The 16,715-nt window shown below is 59.9% G+C and carries 11 protein-coding genes; 5 read left to right on the top strand and 6 right to left on the bottom strand.

Annotated features, from left to right (window positions below):
• The first annotated feature begins 53 nt into the window (after window positions 1-53).
• Complete coding sequence (gene fni / locus NW851_RS05380; protein ID WP_414337234.1) at window positions 54-1,109, top strand: type 2 isopentenyl-diphosphate Delta-isomerase; 1,056 nt, start codon at window positions 54-56, stop codon at window positions 1,107-1,109.
• Window positions 1,110-1,171: 62 nt separating this feature from the next.
• On the opposite strand, the gene glyS is transcribed toward fni, so the two are convergent.
• Together glyS and NW851_RS05370 are read right to left on the bottom strand one after the other, a co-directional pair.
• Window positions 1,172-3,364, bottom strand: coding sequence for a glycine--tRNA ligase subunit beta (gene glyS / locus NW851_RS05375; protein ID WP_414337233.1), 2,193 nt, complete (start codon window positions 3,362-3,364; stop codon window positions 1,172-1,174).
• Between the two features lie 89 nt (window positions 3,365-3,453).
• Entirely contained in the window at window positions 3,454-5,490 is a 2,037-nt protein-coding gene (locus NW851_RS05370; RefSeq protein ID WP_414337232.1) for a cation:proton antiporter, read from the bottom strand.
• 303 nt (window positions 5,491-5,793) lie between these two features.
• Here NW851_RS05370 and NW851_RS05365 point away from each other — a divergent pair, with 303 nt between their 5' ends.
• Window positions 5,794-7,323 (top strand): serine/threonine-protein kinase, encoded by a 1,530-nt coding sequence (locus NW851_RS05365; RefSeq protein WP_414337231.1) that lies wholly within the window; start codon window positions 5,794-5,796, stop codon window positions 7,321-7,323.
• 98 nt (window positions 7,324-7,421) lie between these two features.
• On the opposite strand, the gene NW851_RS05360 is transcribed toward NW851_RS05365, so the two are convergent.
• From NW851_RS05360 to NW851_RS05350, 3 genes are all read right to left on the bottom strand, one after another.
• Window positions 7,422-8,021, bottom strand: coding sequence for a superoxide dismutase (locus NW851_RS05360; protein ID WP_414335503.1), 600 nt, complete (start codon window positions 8,019-8,021; stop codon window positions 7,422-7,424).
• A 156-nt stretch (window positions 8,022-8,177) separates the two neighbouring features.
• Window positions 8,178-8,537, bottom strand: a complete 360-nt coding sequence (locus NW851_RS05355) for a hypothetical protein (protein ID WP_414337230.1) — start codon at window positions 8,535-8,537, stop codon at window positions 8,178-8,180.
• On the bottom strand, window positions 8,534-10,498 hold the full coding sequence (locus tag NW851_RS05350; RefSeq protein ID WP_414335507.1) for a transglycosylase domain-containing protein: 1,965 nt from the start codon (window positions 10,496-10,498) through the stop codon (window positions 8,534-8,536). Before NW851_RS05350 ends, NW851_RS05355 begins: the two co-directional genes overlap by 4 nt.
• 157 nt (window positions 10,499-10,655) lie before the next feature.
• Here NW851_RS05350 and tyrS point away from each other — a divergent pair, with 157 nt between their 5' ends.
• The gene (tyrS, locus tag NW851_RS05345) at window positions 10,656-11,909 is read left to right on the top strand and encodes a tyrosine--tRNA ligase (RefSeq protein ID WP_414335509.1); all 1,254 of its coding nucleotides are present in this window, start codon (window positions 10,656-10,658) and stop codon (window positions 11,907-11,909) included.
• Between the two features lie 51 nt (window positions 11,910-11,960).
• Here tyrS and NW851_RS05340 read toward each other — a convergent pair whose 3' ends face one another.
• Entirely contained in the window at window positions 11,961-12,677 is a 717-nt protein-coding gene (locus tag NW851_RS05340) for a hypothetical protein (protein ID WP_414337229.1), read from the bottom strand.
• Between the two features lie 328 nt (window positions 12,678-13,005).
• Between NW851_RS05340 and NW851_RS05335 the strand changes: the two genes are divergently transcribed.
• Together NW851_RS05335 and NW851_RS05330 are read left to right on the top strand one after the other, a co-directional pair.
• A complete protein-coding gene (locus tag NW851_RS05335; protein WP_414335512.1) occupies window positions 13,006-14,121 on the top strand; it encodes a vWA domain-containing protein in 1,116 nt (371 codons plus the stop codon).
• Between the two features lie 1,113 nt (window positions 14,122-15,234).
• A partial coding sequence (locus tag NW851_RS05330; RefSeq protein ID WP_414337228.1) for a DUF4347 domain-containing protein occupies window positions 15,235-16,715 on the top strand: 1,481 nt, incomplete at its 3' end.

The following is a 16,715-nucleotide window of genomic DNA, read 5'->3' as shown; positions in this document are numbered from 1 at the left end:
AATGCTGTTCTGGCATGTAGGGTATATAGATTGGACAATCTTCCACCCAGACCATGGTCGCTTCCCCACCTCCCATCTCCGAACGTAAGCAGGATCACCTGGACATTGTTCTGCAGCAGGACGTAGCCGCCAAAGGGATCCGCACCGGCTTTGAGCGGTTTTTCTTTGAGCATGTAGCTTTGCCGGAGCTGCTGTTGCCGGAGATCGATCTCAGTTGCCAGTTTCTGGGAAAACGCCTGCAGGCTCCCCTCCTCATCAGCAGCATGACTGGGGGGACGGACACAGCCCGCGAGCTCAACCTGCAACTGGCCAGCGCCGCTCAAGAATTGGGCATCGCCATGGGGGTGGGATCCCAGCGGGCCGCTTTGGAACACCCGGAGCTGGCCCGGACTTACCAGGTGCGCCAAGTGGCCCCGGATATTCTGCTGCTGGCCAACCTGGGTGCTGTTCAGCTCAACTATGGCTATGGGCTGGAGCAGGCGCGACGGGCGGTGGAGATGATCGAGGCGGATGCGCTGATTTTGCACCTCAATCCTCTCCAAGAGGCGGTTCAGCCCCAGGGGGATCCCGACTGGCGCGGGTTGTACGGCCGCATCGAACGCTTGGTGGCCCAACTGCCGGTGCCGGTGCTGGTCAAGGAAGTGGGCAATGGCCTCAGTGCCAAGGTGGCCCAGCGGCTGGCCGACTGCGGCGTGGCAGCCCTGGATGTGGCGGGGGCGGGCGGCACCAGTTGGAGCGAGGTGGAGGCCCATCGCCAAACAGAGGCCTTCAAGAAACGCATTGCCCACAGCTTCAGGGATTGGGGGATCCCAACTGCGTTGGCCCTGCTGGAAATTCGTCGCTTGCTGCCGGATTTACCCCTGGTGGCCAGCGGCGGCATCCGCAACGGCATCGACGTGGCCAAAGCCATCCGCCTGGGGGCCGATGTGGTGGGCATGGCCGCCCCCGCTTTACACGCCGTCTCCCAAGGACAAGCGCAGGCAGTGGTGGATACCTTTCGCGCCGTGATCGAGGAGCTGAGGATCGCAGCCTTCTGCACCGGATCCGCCAACTTGGCCCGGCTGCGGCAAGCGACCCTGCGGCGGCAGGATACTTGGGATCCCTTGTAGCGTTGACCAGAATCCCACCGATCCCCCGGCTCCTCTCCCAAACGGAGAGAGAAAGGAAGTTGCTAATGGGTTTTCTCCGGCGCCGATTCCCCTACCACGACCACCGCTCCCATGTCCCCCAGCAGGCGCGACTGGTTGCGCAATAGCCCCAGCAAGTTAAGCCGGTTGGCCCGCCGCAGGGGATCCGGATCCATCACCAAGACCGCCTCAAAAAACCGCGCTACCTGCGGAGCAGCCGCTTGCAGAGCTTCCACCAAGGGGACGAGGTCTCCCCGCAAGGCCGGCTCCACCCCTAGGTGGTAAACCCTCTGGCAGGCTTCGTACAGCTCCCGTTCTGCTGCCTCCTGCAACTGGCCGGGATCCACAGCGGCTGCCGGATCCACCACGGCGTAGTCTAAGTCCCCTTGGGCTGCCAGGCGGGCACAGCGATTGAGGGTGGGATAGAGATCCGCCAATTCTCCGGTAGCCCGCAAATGTTGCAGATACTCGGCCCGCAGCAAGGTCAAAGGCAGGTTGCTCAGGGCCCGCAAGGTCAGTTCCGATTTCTGCGGATCCTCTGTCTGCACGGATTCAGGATCCCCGACCACGGCTCTGACCAAGTCATAGTCGATTCGCTTTTCTTCCTGCAAAAGGGTTTGCAGCCGCTGGGCGAGAAACTCCTGCAACGCTTTTAAGGTCTTTTCATCTCCCGCTGCGTAGTCCTGCACCACCCTTTGCAGCAGGGAGTTGAAGTCAAAGCTCCAGCCGGCCTCCCAGGCAACCAGCACCAGGCTGTTGGCGGCCCGCCGCAGGGCAAAGCGATCCGAAGAACCACTGGGGATCCGCCCCAAGCGAAACATGCCCACCAGAGTGTCCAGGCGATCTGCCCAGCCCACCACCCGCCCGGTTAAAGAGGTGGGCAGAGCCTCCCCCGCCCCCAGAGGCCAGTAGTGTTGCTCGATCCCCTCAGCCACCGCCTCCGGTTCCCCATCCTGCCGGGCGTAGTCGGCCCCCATGATCCCCTGCAGCTCCGGGAACTCGTACACCATCTGGGTCACCAGATCCGCCTTGCACAGTTGGGCCGTGCGATCCACCAGCGCCTGCTCCTGGGGATCCAAATTCAAGGCAGCGGCGATGAGACGGCTGATGTGGCGGATGCGCTCCACCTTATCCCGCATCGATCCCAGCCCCTCGGCAAAGGCGACTGCCTGCAGCCGCTCCACCCGCTCCGCCAAGGGGATCCGCCGATCCTCTTCGTAGAAAAAGCGGGCATCGGCCAAGCGTGCCCGCACCACCCGGCTGTTGCCCGCCGCGATCCGCTCCGACTGCTCAGGATCACCATTGGAAATGGTGATGAAATAGGGCAGCAATTTCTGGGGATCCCGGCCATCCCGTACCGGGAAGTAGCGCTGGTGGGTGATCATCACCGTCTCGATCACCGCAGGGGGCAATCGCAAAAACTCCGGCTCAAAGCGCCCCAGAACTGCTGTTGGCCACTCCACCAACTGCACCACCTCTTGCAGCAGAGAAGGGGGGATCTGGGCGCGGCCGCTCACCTGCTTGGCCAGCTTGGTCACCTCCGCCTGGATATGGGCCGCCCGTGTTGCCGGATCGGGACTGACCCCGACCTCTTGCATTTGCCGGACATAGCTCTCGGCCCGCTCCAAAACAAGCCGCTGGGATCCCAAAATGCGGTGCCCCCGACTCACCCGCCCGGCCACTAAGCCTGGCAGAGGATTGCCCTCAGGGGTAGGCCAGAGCAAAGGCAGTACTTGATCGTCCCAGAGGGAAACCAGCCAGCGGATGGGACGGGGAAACTTCAAGTCTCCATAGCCCCAGCGCATCAGCCGTTCGCCGCTCAAGCTGGTGATCCAAGTGGGCGCCAATTCCTGGAGCACCGCTGCTGTCGGTCGACCCCGCACCCGCTGCACGGCAAAGACAAAGGATCCCTTGCCCACCTGCCGGATTTCCAGGCTACCGGGATCCACTCCTTGTTTTTGGGCAAACTTTTCCCCTGCCGGGGTGAGCCGGCCGTCTTGGTAGGCCACCTGAGCCGGCGGCCCCTTCACCTCTAGGACGCGATCCGGCTGCTGGGTGGGCAACCCCTGCAACAGAACCGCCAGGCGGCGTGGCGTGCCGAAAAGCTGCATCTCCTCGGCCTGCAGATGGGCTTCTGCCAAAGAGGCCGGGATCCCGGTTTTCCATTGCTCTAGGGCTGAATCCACAAAACTGGCCGGCAGCTCCTCACAGCCGACTTCTAGCAAATAGGCAACCATACCCCTATGCTCTTAGCGACATCCCCCCTGGGGATCCCAGTTTATCAGGGGAGCCGGGGCGGCGTTCACACAAGCGCTCTAACCCGCCATCAGTACCAAGTGGGATCCCCTGCTGCCAGAACGCCCTCCTGCGGACGTGCCGGGGAGGCAGCAGGCAGATGCACCACAAGGATGGAAAGGCTAGGCCGGTTGCGGGCAATGGTCTCCGGCTCTCGGCTCAGACGGGAGCGGCTGCGGGCTCCGCTGGGGATCAACATCAACACATCTCCCGGCTGCAGCGCTTTGAGCACCTCGGCCACCAGCCCTCCTTGCACCCGTTGGAGCGGCAGATGGGCGTAGCTTTCCGCCACCAGGGCCGGGGAGCGCTCCCGTGGCGGTCGGGTTTGCACCAAAAGAATCTGCAGCGCCGCCTTCAATTCCTCGGCCAGCGTCTGCGCCAGCCCAATCGTCTGCTGCAGGGATCCAGAAGACACTTCCAACTCTGGGGCTGCCAAAAGGATGCGCCGCGTCGTCTCAATCGGGACAGGAAACCGCGTAATCAACACCGGGATCCCCACCTGCCGCACCACTGCGTCGATGACACTGCCGAAGAAATTCTCCGCATAGGTGGAGTAGCCCTTCCAGCCCAGGATTACCAAGGTAGCCTGCCGTTCCGCTGCCGAGCGAACGATCCCTTTTTCCACCGAATCATCCACCCGGCGAATCGGCTCCACTCGGGCCACGGCGCTGTGGGCCAAAGCTTCGGCAAAGGACAGCAACTGTTCCTGCCGAGAAAGGGCCGCGGGCGAGATCCCAGCCCGGTCAGACAAAACGTGCAGCGGCAGCAACGTCCCCCCTTCTTTTTTGACCAAAATCAAAGCCAACTGCAGCAGGTTGCTTTCGGTATCGGGGTTGGCGACCGGCACCAGGACGCGGGATCCCCAGGCTGGCTGGGGCAGGTTACCAGCTTCTGCCGCCACCTCTGCAGGCTGGATTTGCTCGCCCCAGCGGGCCACGATCCAAGGCGAGGCAATGCAGGTGATCAGGATCATGGCGATGGTGCCGTTTACCGTCAGCTCATCCACCAACTCCACGTTAAAGGCCACCGTGATCGCCGCCAAAGTAGCCGCCGCCTGGGCCACCGACAGGCCGAACATGACCATGGCGCTGGCCAAGCGCCAGCCGAACAGTTGGGCCGGGATCCAAGCCGCCAAAAACTTGCTCACCACCTCCGCTGCGATCATCACCCCGCCCACCAGCAGCGTGCGCGGCTCGCCCAAGAGAATGCCGGGGTTGATCAGCATTCCCACCGAGATCAAGAAAAACGGCACAAACAACGTGTTGCCGATAAACTGAATCCGGTTCATGAGGGGGCTGAGCTGGGGGATGATGGGGGTGATGGCCGTCCCGGCCAAAAAGGCGCCCACCACCGGCTCAATGCCGATCAACCCTGCTCCGTAGGCCACCACAAACAGGGTAGCGATCACAAAAGTAAACTCTGCCCCCTCGTCGTGGCCGAAGCGCCGGAAAAACCAACCGCCCAGCTTGGGCACCCCCCAGAGAGTGGCAAAGGTGTAGAGGGCAATCGAGGGGATCAGCGTCAGCCAAAATTGCAGCGTCAGCCCGCCTTGGTGGGCGCGCACCACCACCGCCAGCACCAACAACGCCAAGACATTGGTAATTAGCGTCGCCCCCAAGGTGGCTGTCACCGTCTGCAGGCGCATCAGGCCCAACTTGGAGACGATCGGCAGGGCAATGAGGGTATGGGAGGCAAAACACGAAGCCACCAGCACCGCCGCCAGAAAGCCATACCCCAAAGCCAGCATGGCCGTCGTGCCGATCACCATTGGCAATAGAAAGGTGAGCACCCCAAAGACGCTGGCCTTCCAGGCATTCAGCTTCAGATCCTCCAGGCTGGTCTCCAGCCCGGCCATGAACATGAGAAACAGCAGCCCCACGGTGCCCAGCAGGACGATGGTCTCATCCCGCTGCAAGATGCCCAAGCCGTAGGGCCCCACCACCAAGCCGGCCAGGATCAGGCCGATGATCCCCGGCAGGCGCAGCCGCTCAAACAGCAACGGCGCCACCAGCATGATCGTCAGGATGATCAGGAACACCAGAACCGGGTTTTTTACCGGGCCGAGCATGGCCAGAGGGATCCCTGAAATTGGCAGCCAGTTAGCCAGCATAGATACCCGACAGACAGCAACCCGCAGACTCGGCAAAGCGCCCGCCTGAGTTTATCAGATTCATCCAGATCCAGATAGCTCTCCATGGCCCACAGCCTTCGTCCAGTCTTCAATCTCCGCCAGGGCGTTTAACAAGCATTCAAAATATATCAAGAACACGCTGGGAATGAAGACAGCCTGGCGGTGGCGCCCGCAAAGAGGCGAGAGAAACTTTCGAGAAACACACATTAAAATCGGAGGGTACATGCTCTTGGGCCGCTTATGAACCAGCTTGCTCCTGGAAAAGTGATCGGTCAGCGCTATCAACTGGTTCAGAACATTGCGGCAGGGGGCATGGGGCAGGTGTTCAAGGCTGTGGATACCCGCCTGTTCAATCGTCCGGTGGCGGTGAAGCTGTTGCACCAAAACTTGGCAGGCGATGAAAACACCTGCCGTCACTTGCTCAAGCGCTTTCAGCAGGAAATTCGCATCAGTACCCTGCTGGGGGAGCACCCGGCCATTGTCAAGGTGCTGGATTACGGTCTGGAGAACAACCAACCTTATTTGGTGATGGAATACCTGACGGGGCGCAGCTTGGGAGAACTGATGCTCAAGCACCCGCTGCTGCCCCCTCAGCAGGTGGTGAAGATCGCCCGCCAAGTGTGTGCCGGTCTCTACTATGCCCACAATTTGGAGACCGAGCAAGATGGCCACCTCATCAAAGGAGTGATCCATCGCGACATCAAGCCCAGCAATCTCTTTGTTTTGAAAGATGAGACCCTGGGAGAGACGGTCAAGATCCTGGATTTTGGCATCGCCAAGTTGCTCAGCGACGTTTCTTTGGCCCTCAGCACCCAAACCACCGGCTTTTTGGGGACGGTGCGCTACGCCTCTCCCGAGCAGGTGCGCGGCGAGGAATTGGATCCCCGCTCCGACATCTACTCGTTCGGCGTGGTGCTCTACCGCATGCTGACCGGGCAACACCCCCTACAGCCCAAGACCGATTCTTTTCCCGGTTGGTACGAGGCCCACAATTACCAACAGCCTCGGCCCTTCGACCGCTCCCAGTTGCCTCATGAGATCCCGCCGGCGCTGGAGGAAGTGGTGCTTGCTTGTCTGGCCAAAGACCCCGGCCAGCGGCCCCAGACCATGAGGCTCCTCAGCGACCAATTGGAGAGATCCCTGCAATCCCACAACAGCGCCGGATCTTCCCTCACGCCCCCTCCAACAACCTCGCCGTTTTCCGAGCGCACCCTGGCAGCCATCGATGATTGGGAAGGCGCCCAGCCGGACTCCAGGGACAGGCAGATCCCCCTCTGGGGAGGGATAGCTCTTTTTGCCGCCATTGCCGGGAGCACTTTTTGGGGCCTGCGTCTGCTTTTGAATCCGGGTACAGACATTCAGAGACCGCCTGCTGTTCCTTTGCCCTCTGACACCGATGAGCGGGAGGCCGGCCCAGATCCACTGCTGGACTGGCTGCTGCGGGATGGTGAGCCAGTGTTTGAAGATGATCCTGATCCGGTTCGGGAGAACCCTCAACCCGAACCCACGCCCACATCGCCACCCACCCCAGCACCCCAGCCCACTTCACCGCCACCCACCCCTGCGCCTCCGCCCGTTGCAGCGCCGGCCCCCCCGCCCACTCCCATTCCCAGCACCCCCCTGCCGCCCCAGCCGGTCAATCGCCCCCTCTTTCCCCCCATCAACCGGGCCGCTCCTCCTGCTGCTGCCTTTCCCACCCCTGCCCAAAACCCTACGCCCAGCTTCCTACAACGCCTGCGCGAAGAGCGGGAACGCTTGGGGAAGGACTAAGCCGAAAAAAAGGGATCCCTGAGGATCCCCTGGCAAAGAGCTGGGCAAGGCTAGTCCTCGATGGGATCCCCCGTCAGAGGATCCCAGAAGAGGGTCAGTCAGGCGGCTGCCAGCCGGGCATTGGCGGCATCCCAGTTCACCAGGTGTTCCAGGTAGGCGCTGATGAAGTCGGGACGCCGGTTTTGGTAGTCCAGGTAGTAGGCGTGCTCCCACACATCCAGGGTGAGCAAGGGCACTTGGCCGTGCACCAGCGGGTTTTCGGCGTTGGGGGTTTTGGTGACCTTGAGGGTGCCGTTGTCCAGCACTAGCCAAGCCCAGCCGCTGCCAAACTGGGTGGCCGCCGCCGTTTTGAAGGCTTCCACAAACTTGTCGTAGCCGCCCAGGTCGGCGTTGATCTTGTCGGCGATGGGCCCCGTCGGCGCGCCGCCCCCACCCGGCTTCATGGATTCCCAGAAGAAGGTGTGGTTCCAGACTTGGGCAGCATTGTTGAAGATGCCCACTTTGTCGGGATCCCCAAACGTGGTCTTGATAATTTCTTCCAGGGACTTATTGGCCAGATCGGTGCCCTCGATCAGCTTGTTCAGGTTGGCCACGTAGGCGGCGTGGTGCTTGCCGTGGTGGTAGGAGAAGGTTTCCGCCGACATATAGGGCTTGAGGGCGTCGGCAGGGTAGGGCAGAGCTGGGAGTTCAAAAGCCATAATCGTCTGTCCTCTGTGTCTTGTGCAAGGAATGCAAGAAAGAACGCGGCCAAGGCTAAGGGTAAACCAGACAAAGGCGTTACCTTTCTTTGCAGTCTTAGTGTAACTCAGAACGATTACGCTTTGGGATCCCCTGGGCCCTTCGATGACCGGGGGCTAACGGGATCCCTGCCGCAGCAACTCGATCAGCAGGGGGGCGACATCCCGCAGCAGCGGGATCAAAACCGCTGTGATGGCGGCGATGGTAACCACATTGCGGGTGAAGTTGAGGGTGTCGCGGCTGAGCTGGAAAAACCGCTCGTCCCAGCGTTTGACCTCGGCTTCCAGACGTTCTTCTGCCTTAGCGACGCGCTCCTCGGCGTTGGCGATGCGTTCCTCAGCTCTGGCGATGCGCTCTTCGGTGCCGGCAACGGTCTGCAGCAGCTCTTGGTTTTGCCGGGCCAGTTGGGCGATGGCTTGAGCGTTGGCCTCGACGGTGCGCTCGATGCGCGCCAGCCGCTCCTCGCTATTGCTCATGGTCTCCTTCTCGGGGGGAGAAATTGATGGGGGCTGGGGAAGTCTTGGGGTGGGATCCCTTGCAGGGCCTCGGCCATGAAGCGCTTCCAGGTGGGGGCGACAAAAGCGCCCCCTGCCGTGCCGGGCAGCATGGGGGAGTTGTTGTCGTTGCCGATCCAAATGGCGGTGGACAGTTGCGGCACATAGCCGATAAACCAGGCGTCGCGAAAGTCGGAGGTGGTGCCGGTTTTGCCTGCTACCGGTCGCCCATCGTCCAGACGGGCCGCGGTCCCGGTGCCCTGGGTCACCACCCCCTTGAGGATCTGGTTGAGGGTAGCCACCGCCCAGGGATCCAAAACCTGCTGCGGCTGGGGCTTGGCCTCGAAGAGAATCTGACCGTTGCGATCCACCACCTGGGCCAAGAAGGTTGGCTCCACCCGGTAGCCGCCATTGGCAAACACCGCATAGCTGGCCGCCATCTCCAGGGGGCTGATGCTGGCCGAGCCCAGGGCCGTGGCCAGGTTGGGGAACATCTCGGCGCTGATGCCCGTGGCCTGGGCTGCCGCGATGACGTTGCGGATCCCAACCTCATCTGCCAGCTTGACGGTGGGCACGTTGCGGGAGAGCTCCAAGGCGCGGGCAAAAGTGAGGGGGCCGTAAAAGGTGTTGTCGTAGTTTTTCGGGCTGTAGGGGGGCGAGCCGGGATAGGTGACAGGGGTGTCTTCCAGGATACTGCCAGGAGAATACCGCCCGCTGGCCAGGGCCGCGTAGTACACGTAGGGCTTGAAGGTGGATCCCGTTTGGCGAAAAGCCTGGGTGGCGCGGTTAAATTGGCCCCGCTGGGCGTTGATGCCGCCCACAAGGGCCTTGACATAGCCGGTACGGGGATCCACTGCCGCCAGGGCCATCTGGTCGGCTCGGCGAGCGGCTGCAATGCGGGGCCCATCTTCGTTGACAATGCGCTCTGCCAAGCGTTGCAGCCGCAGGTCGATGGTGGCCTGCACCCGCAGCCCCCCCTGGAGAATTGCCTGCTCGCCATAGCGACGCCGCAGCTCGGCTTCGATGACGTCGGTGACCGCCGGGGCGTTGCTCTGGAAGGAGGTGATGCGGCCCAAGGTCAATTCTTGCTCGCGGGCTGCCTGGGCTTCTTCCGGGGTAATCCACTTCAGCTCCACCAGGCGATCCAGCACCAGCCGCTGCCGGCGTTTGGCTCCCTCCAGGTTACGGAAGGGGCTGAGGGTCTCTGGAGCCGGCAGGATCCCGGCCAACATCGCCGCTTCCGCCAAGTTTAGCTCTGCCGCATCTTTGTTGAAGTAGCTGCGGGCCGCCGCCTGGATGCCGTAGAGGTTGTGCCCCCAGTACACCTGGTTGAGGTACATCTCCAGGATCTCGTCTTTGGTAAAGACCTGCTCCAGCCGCACCGCCAGCACGACCTCGGCTACTTTGCGGCTGAGGGTGCGCTCCGGCCTCAAAAACAGGTTCTTCACCAGTTGCATCGTCAGGGTGGAGCCGCCTCCCGCTGAGCCCAAGCCCCCCTCAACGCTGCCCAGAAGGGCCCGGCCCAAGCTGACCGGGTTGATGCCGGGGTGGGTGTAGAAGTGGCTATCTTCAATGGCCAGCAGCGCCTTTTTCATCTCCGGCGAGACCTCGTCCAGCGAGATCACCTCCCGGTTGGCTTCCCCATGCAAGCTGGCAATCGGCTCGCCGCGAATATCGACAATGTGGGTGGTGGCCACCGGCACGTAGTCCCGCAGTTGGTGTACATCCGGCAGGTTGCGGAAGCTGATGGCCAACCCCATCAAGCCGGCGGCCGTCGCCGTAGATCCCAACAGCAGGGATCCCAGCAACAGATTGCCCACCGTGGCGGCAACCTGAGCCCTCCAGGAGGGGCGGGTGGGTGGGGCCGCGCCGGCGTACTCACCATACCCCAAGCGGGGGGAGAGATGGCCGCGAGCCCCCGAGCGTCTGCGACCGTAGGTCACGTCAAAAACTCCGTCACTTCAGCGTTGCGGAGCGACCGCAAGTCTGACCCATTATAGGGCGGTGCTTCTTGGGCCGGCAGGGGATCCTTTCTGGGTGGGGCGAAGCCGGGTGGGTGGATAGGCTTAAAATGGCTCATGGTGCACCTCGATCCAAGGGATGGAATCAACTCTAGGGACATCGCCAACTGCCCTCTCGTCGGCCCCAAGGGATCCCTGCATCGCCGAGATCGCCCAGCGGGGGGTGGCCGAGATCTTCCCGGGGGGGGCGGCAGCTCTGGAAGAGCGCTTGGCCACAACGGATCGCCCTTTGCGGGTCAAGCTGGGCATCGATCCGACGCGGCCAGATCTGCACCTGGGCCACGCGGTGGTCTTGCGCAAGTTGCGGCAGTTTCAGGATGCCGGCCACGTGGCCATTTTGCTCATTGGGGATTTTACGGCGCTGGTGGGGGATCCCACTGGCCAGTCGGAGGCGCGTCCCCGCCTGACGCCGGCAGAAGTGGAAGAAAACGCCCGCACCTATCTGGAGCAGGCTGGCAAGATTTTGGACTTTGCGACCCCTGGCCGGCTGGAGGTGCGCCGCAACAGCGAGTGGCTGGCCCGCCTCACCCTCAGCGAGCTAATCGAGCTGCAGGCCCAGATGACGGTGGGGCAGATGTTGGCCAAAGAAGACTTTGCCCAGCGCTACCAAGCTGGAACACCGGTGTACTTGCACGAATTCCTCTACCCCCTCCTGCAGGGCTACGACTCGGTGGCCCTGGCAGCCGACGTGGAGCTGGGGGGAACCGACCAGCGCTTTAACCTCCTGGTTGGCCGAGAGCTGCAGCTTTGGAAAGGCCAAACCCCGCAGTTTTGCCTGACGGTGCCGCTTCTGGAGGGCTTGGATGGCTACCAGAAAATGTCCAAGTCCAAAAACAACTACGTGGGCCTGACCGAGGATCCCCTCACCATGTACTCCAAGCTGGAGAAGGTGCCGGATCACCTGGTGGAGCGGTATTTTGAGTTGCTCACGGCGGTGCCCCCCTCAGAGCTGCCGGCAGATCCCCGTCAGCGCCAGATTCTCCTAGCCAAAACTCTGGTGGCCCAATTTCACTCCCCTGAAGCGGCAGAAGAGGCGCAGCGCACCGCCCAAGCCCTGGTGTTGCAAGGCAATCTCGTCGAGACGGGATCCATCCCCACCTTTGCCGTCGAGGGCTTGTCTTACCCGGCAAAACTCAGCTACATCCTGCGCGAGTCCGGCCTGTGCAAGAGCGCCGCCGAGGCCCGTCGGCAAATCCAAGGAGGCGCCGTGCGGCTGGACGGACAAAAAGTGGAGGATCCCGACTTGGAGTTTGCCAACGCTTCTGACCTGGTCGGGCGGGTTCTCCAGGTGGGCAAGAAGGCCTTCCGCCGCTTGGTGGTGGGCCCAGAGTAGTCAGCCCCCAACCCCTCTCCCTTGATGAGACCGGGAAGGGGGGATCAACCATTAACGGGTGGGGGTGGGCTTGAAACCGAGCCCGGCTTTTTTCTGCTTGGTCTTGGCTGGGGGATTGAACAGCGGTGAAGCCAACAAGGTTTGCGGGAAAACGGGCTCCGCCTTGGGCCGGATCGATCTCGCCTCCGCCACAGCTTCAGCGAGCTTCTGCCGCACCAGCTCTTGGGTCTCCAAGATATTGGGATCCGCCGCCCATTCCGGGGCTTCCCTGACCGGATCGTCTTCGGAAGTAAATTCCAAGTCGTAAACCGCGTTGCGGTAATCGGGGCTGAAGCACTCCCAGGCGCGCAAACTGTAGAAGTAGGGGAATAGCCGCACCATGCGCTCGATATCTAGGTGTGCTGCAAAGCAACAAAAAGCCTCTTCTTCAGAGACCGGAAATGGCGCGTAGTGCTCGGAAACAAACCACTGCAAAAACTTGCGCGCCTCCGGAACAACCTGCTCTGGGGCCATGGATCCCAGCGCCGCCGCGTTGAAGCAGTTGACCAAAAGGTGCTCCAGCAGCACGGCGTTGTACTCGGCAAAGCAGGTTTGCTCGCGGCTTTCTACCGGCTGCCAGGGCATATTGCCGTTGGCGGCGATAAACAGATGCACCAAGTCATGCGAGGGATTGGTTTGAATGGCGCCGTGCCCCTCCAGCTTGGCCCCGTCACAGCTAAAGATTTGGTACTGCGGGCTCCAGTAGAACTTCAGTTGCTTGGCCGCCATGTCCGACCGTCCTCCTCACCCAGAGGGATCCCTCTAGAGCTTACAACCGCAGGCGGGCTACAGGCACCTCTGCAGGGACAATCGCCGTCGCCCCTGCCCTGCCCCAAATGGAGACAGAGAAGGTTTCCTAGCCAAGGTTAAAGGAGAGCAATTAGCTTGCAGAAACGTCGTCGATAGAAGCAATCGACCCGAAAACAAGCTTATAGTGTACTTTCTTATACACTTGGGTTCTTTTCTCCGCGATGCTCCTGAGTTCTTCTCATGGTAGGTTTACGCTGCTGTCCTCAAGCTTGTCTGTGTTATCGGCTATATTCTTCAGGTTTCAACAATGCAGCTTAGCAGACCCCAAAACCGAGAAACTGGCTGGGCAATTGTCTTGATCCTGCTGGGGATCTCCATAACCGGCTGTGGCTCTTCCAGTAGCACAGGGATCGACCCTGCTTCTTTGGGATCCCAAACGCGCTTGACCTTCAACGGGGCTCTGACGCGCAGTTTCAGCACCACCCAGGGGGAGATGGAGTTCAACATTGCCCTCTTGCAAGCAGGGGATCCGCCTCAGCCGGTCACCCAGCTTTCTCCTGCCCAGGTCAGCTTGCAAGTTAACCGCGTAACCGATCTGCAAGGGATCCCGCAGTCAGCCACAGTAACTCTAAGCCCCACCCGCATCGAGAACCCTCGAGCTGAGCTGGCCCGTCAGCCTTTGCTCATGGCCATCCTCATGGACGGCTCCGGCAGCCTGTTGGTTTTGGATCCCCAGTCCCGTCGCTTCTTAGCTGTTTTTGGGCTTTTGGATCAATTTCGCACCACACCCTTGGATCTGGGGGCGGTGCTCCGTTTTGATAACCGAGGGGCCGGTTTTGGCGCTACGGCTCTCGGCCAGCCTTTACGCACGGCCCAACTGCTGCAAGACTTCACCAGCGACAAGCAACTGCTTAGGCGAGGGGTATTGCGGGCAAATCCCGGTGGGAACACCGCCTTGTATGACGCCACGGTGGAAGCCGGGCGTTTCTTAAGTGACTTTCGCCCCAATGAGACCTTCAACCGCCGCCTGGTGGTGTTTACCGACGGCATCGACAACGAGAGCACCCGCTCCATTGACCAGACCATTCGGGAGCTCACAACTCTGGCCCAAGAGCGGGGGCAGAAGCTGACCGTGTATGTAGTTGGGCTGGGCGTTGACTTAAACCTGCTGGAGCTCCAGCGACTGGCGGCGGCCACAGAAGGCACGTTTGTGCTGGCGCGGTTTGCCGAGGCTCTGGAAGCTCCCTTTGCCAATCTATTCCCTGCTGCTATTGGAGAGCACCGCCTGCAGGTGCGGGTACAAAGTAATGTTCCCCTACCTGCTGGCTCTTATCTTCTCAGCGGCGAACTGCGGGTCGAAAGAGAGGGAAGCCGTTTTGTGACATCCTTTAGCGACGCCGTTCTCACGGTGGGATCCCGCTAGAGCCCTTCTGCAAACCAACAACATCCGCAATTGAGAGCGAGGCATAGGCATATGTTTCGACGACTGGGCACATCCAGCAGATTTTGGCGACCGGCTGCGCTTGTCCTGGCTGCTGTGGTTACAGGCTCCCTCACTGTTTTGCTGAAAAGTTGCGGTAGTGGCGGCTCTGGCAATCCTGCTGGGGCGGGGTTGCCGACAAGGGATCCCGCTGCCGGCTCCGCGGCTGCCATCCTGGGGCTAGTCGTTGATCCCTTTGGTCAGCTTTGTGGCCCGGGATCCACGGCTACTCTTTGTGCAGGCGGGCCAGTCTTTTCGGCAGGCAACTCAGTTCAGCTAGTCGGCTTGAGCTCACGGGGAGAGATTTTGTTTCCCCCCTTGGCCACTGCCACCCTGGATAGCAACTTGCGCTTTACGATTCCCTTTTCTGGCTCGATCACGCAGCCGCCGGGGAAATTGGTTTCGGTGCAATCGAACCTCGTTGGGCAGGGACGGCAGGCCAGCCAGCCTACACCGCTGCGGGGATTTGTTTTCAGTGCAGCCGTCGATGTCTCTCCTTGGAGCGAGGCTCTCTATCGCATCTTGCTGCGGGAACGGGAGCGAGTGCCCTTCTCGAACTTGGCCCCCCCCGAGCTTAGGGATTTGGAGAACATTTTGTTGATCAGTGTGCCCCTTTCCAGAACTGCCCGTAACCTAGAGGAAATTATTGGCGATATCATTCAGCAAGCGGATCGGCTGAGTTTTAATGGACTGCGTTTTGTAGAGGATCTGATTCGAGTTTGCTATGCCCCGGAAGGCAATCAATCCGATCAACCCTGTCGGCTGCGGATCCCGGTGCCTACTCCGCCTCCAGTGCCCATTGAACCGCCGGCAACTCGGCCACCAGCTTCTCCTCTTGCTCCCGGAACTCCTTTGCCGGCAGCAACACCTTCTCCTGAGGCTCCTACCCTACCCATCGTCATCACCAATAGAGCTTCAGTCCGTCTATCATCTGGAACCTTAGTATTCAGTAACCCAGTTACAGTGAGAGTGGACAATTTGTAGCTGCTTCGCTTGGAATTGAGTCCTGTTTCTTTCTTTTTTGAAGACATTCCCTGAAAAAGCGAGGAGTGTTAGATGTTGACCTCAAGACCGTCTCCGCCCAACTCTAAGCAACCCGCCGGGCTACTGCAGATTCTCAGCCGTACTTTGGGATCCGTTTCCACAGCTTTGCTCATTTTGCTTTTGAGAGTGGGGAATGCCGACTCCGCTACATCAGGGAATATACTTCTGCAACACTCTGCTCAAGATGAGCTGGTCTTTATCGACCAAGCTTTGCCCGATCTGTCGATCTTGCTAGCAGGGATCCGACCTGGAACAGAGATTATTCTTTTGGATCCTAACAAAGACGGGATCCAGCAGATCGCCGAGGCGCTGCGAGGTCGAAAAGGTGTTAGAGCTTTGCACATTCTATCTCACGGGCAGGCGGGCTCAATACAGTTGGGCAAAAGCCTTCTCAGCCTAGAAAACCTATCCGAGTATGCAAGCTTGCTCTCGCAGTGGAAATCTAGCCTGGCTGATGATGCAGAGATCTTGATCTATGGCTGCGAAGTGGCATCTGGCTTAGAGGGAGAGCTTCTCATCAAGCAGCTAGCTCATCTAATAGGAGCTGATATTGCCGCTTCTACCAACCTTACAGGTTATGCTGGATACGATGCAGATTGGGTTCTAGAGGCTGCGACCAGCTCCATTACTACCCCCACAATTTTTGTGGAAGGCTCAGTGGAGCATCGTTACCACCATACCTTACAGGTTGGTGCCACGCCCACTCTGGATGCCAACTTTCTTTTAACAAACATCCAAGTAGGCACTAACAAGCTTTCTCTCATCGGCGCAACTAACCAAGTTATTTTAAGAAGAGTTGATAACGCAAACGCAACAGGATCTTGCAACGTTGTCTGGGTCGTCCCTCCCGACACGCCTAGCAGTCTAGGGATCACAACTATGGAAGATGCCCTACTAATTGATCCCCTAAATCCAGTTATCAAAGCGGGCACAGATAATATCTTTACGAATAAAGGTAGTGTTAACCTCAATAATATAGAGAGGGTAGATTTCATTACCCCAGGCGGCATAACTGCCCCTTCTGCTGGCCTAGATAAAATTGGCTTCCTTCTCTTAGATAGAGGTGGAAACGATCTATTCAAGATTGCTGCTATCACCAAGCTTGATCCCAACCCCATAAATTACGTTTACGGATCAGTTATTTCGGTTGGAGCCGGTATTTGGTCGCCAGGCACAATCATTAACACCACAAATGTTCACAATGATCAATGTGGAAGCAAAAACCTAAATACAAATATTACAGCTACTGTAACAAATCAAAAGCTGGCGGGTGTTTTTGTCAGCTACCAGGTTCTGGGTATATCTCCCAGTCAGACATTCTACGGCTACTCAGTGGTTGGCAATGATGTGACCGGCTCAATTGCAAATTTCCCAACGTTTCCAACCAATACAACTGATACTAGCCCTAACAATGGTGGCTGGGATATGACGGCAGGGGGGGGAATTGTGGCTTACAACCCTCTTGCCAACAATGACGCTGCTACAACTCCCCA

Origin of the sequence: Synechococcus sp. H55.7 (assembly GCF_047462395.1) — a bacterium.
Lineage (GTDB): Bacteria > Cyanobacteriota > Cyanobacteriia > Thermostichales > Thermostichaceae > Thermostichus.
The sequence above is the reverse complement of the archived record's forward strand: the minus strand, read 5'-3'. Positions and strand labels throughout refer to the sequence as shown.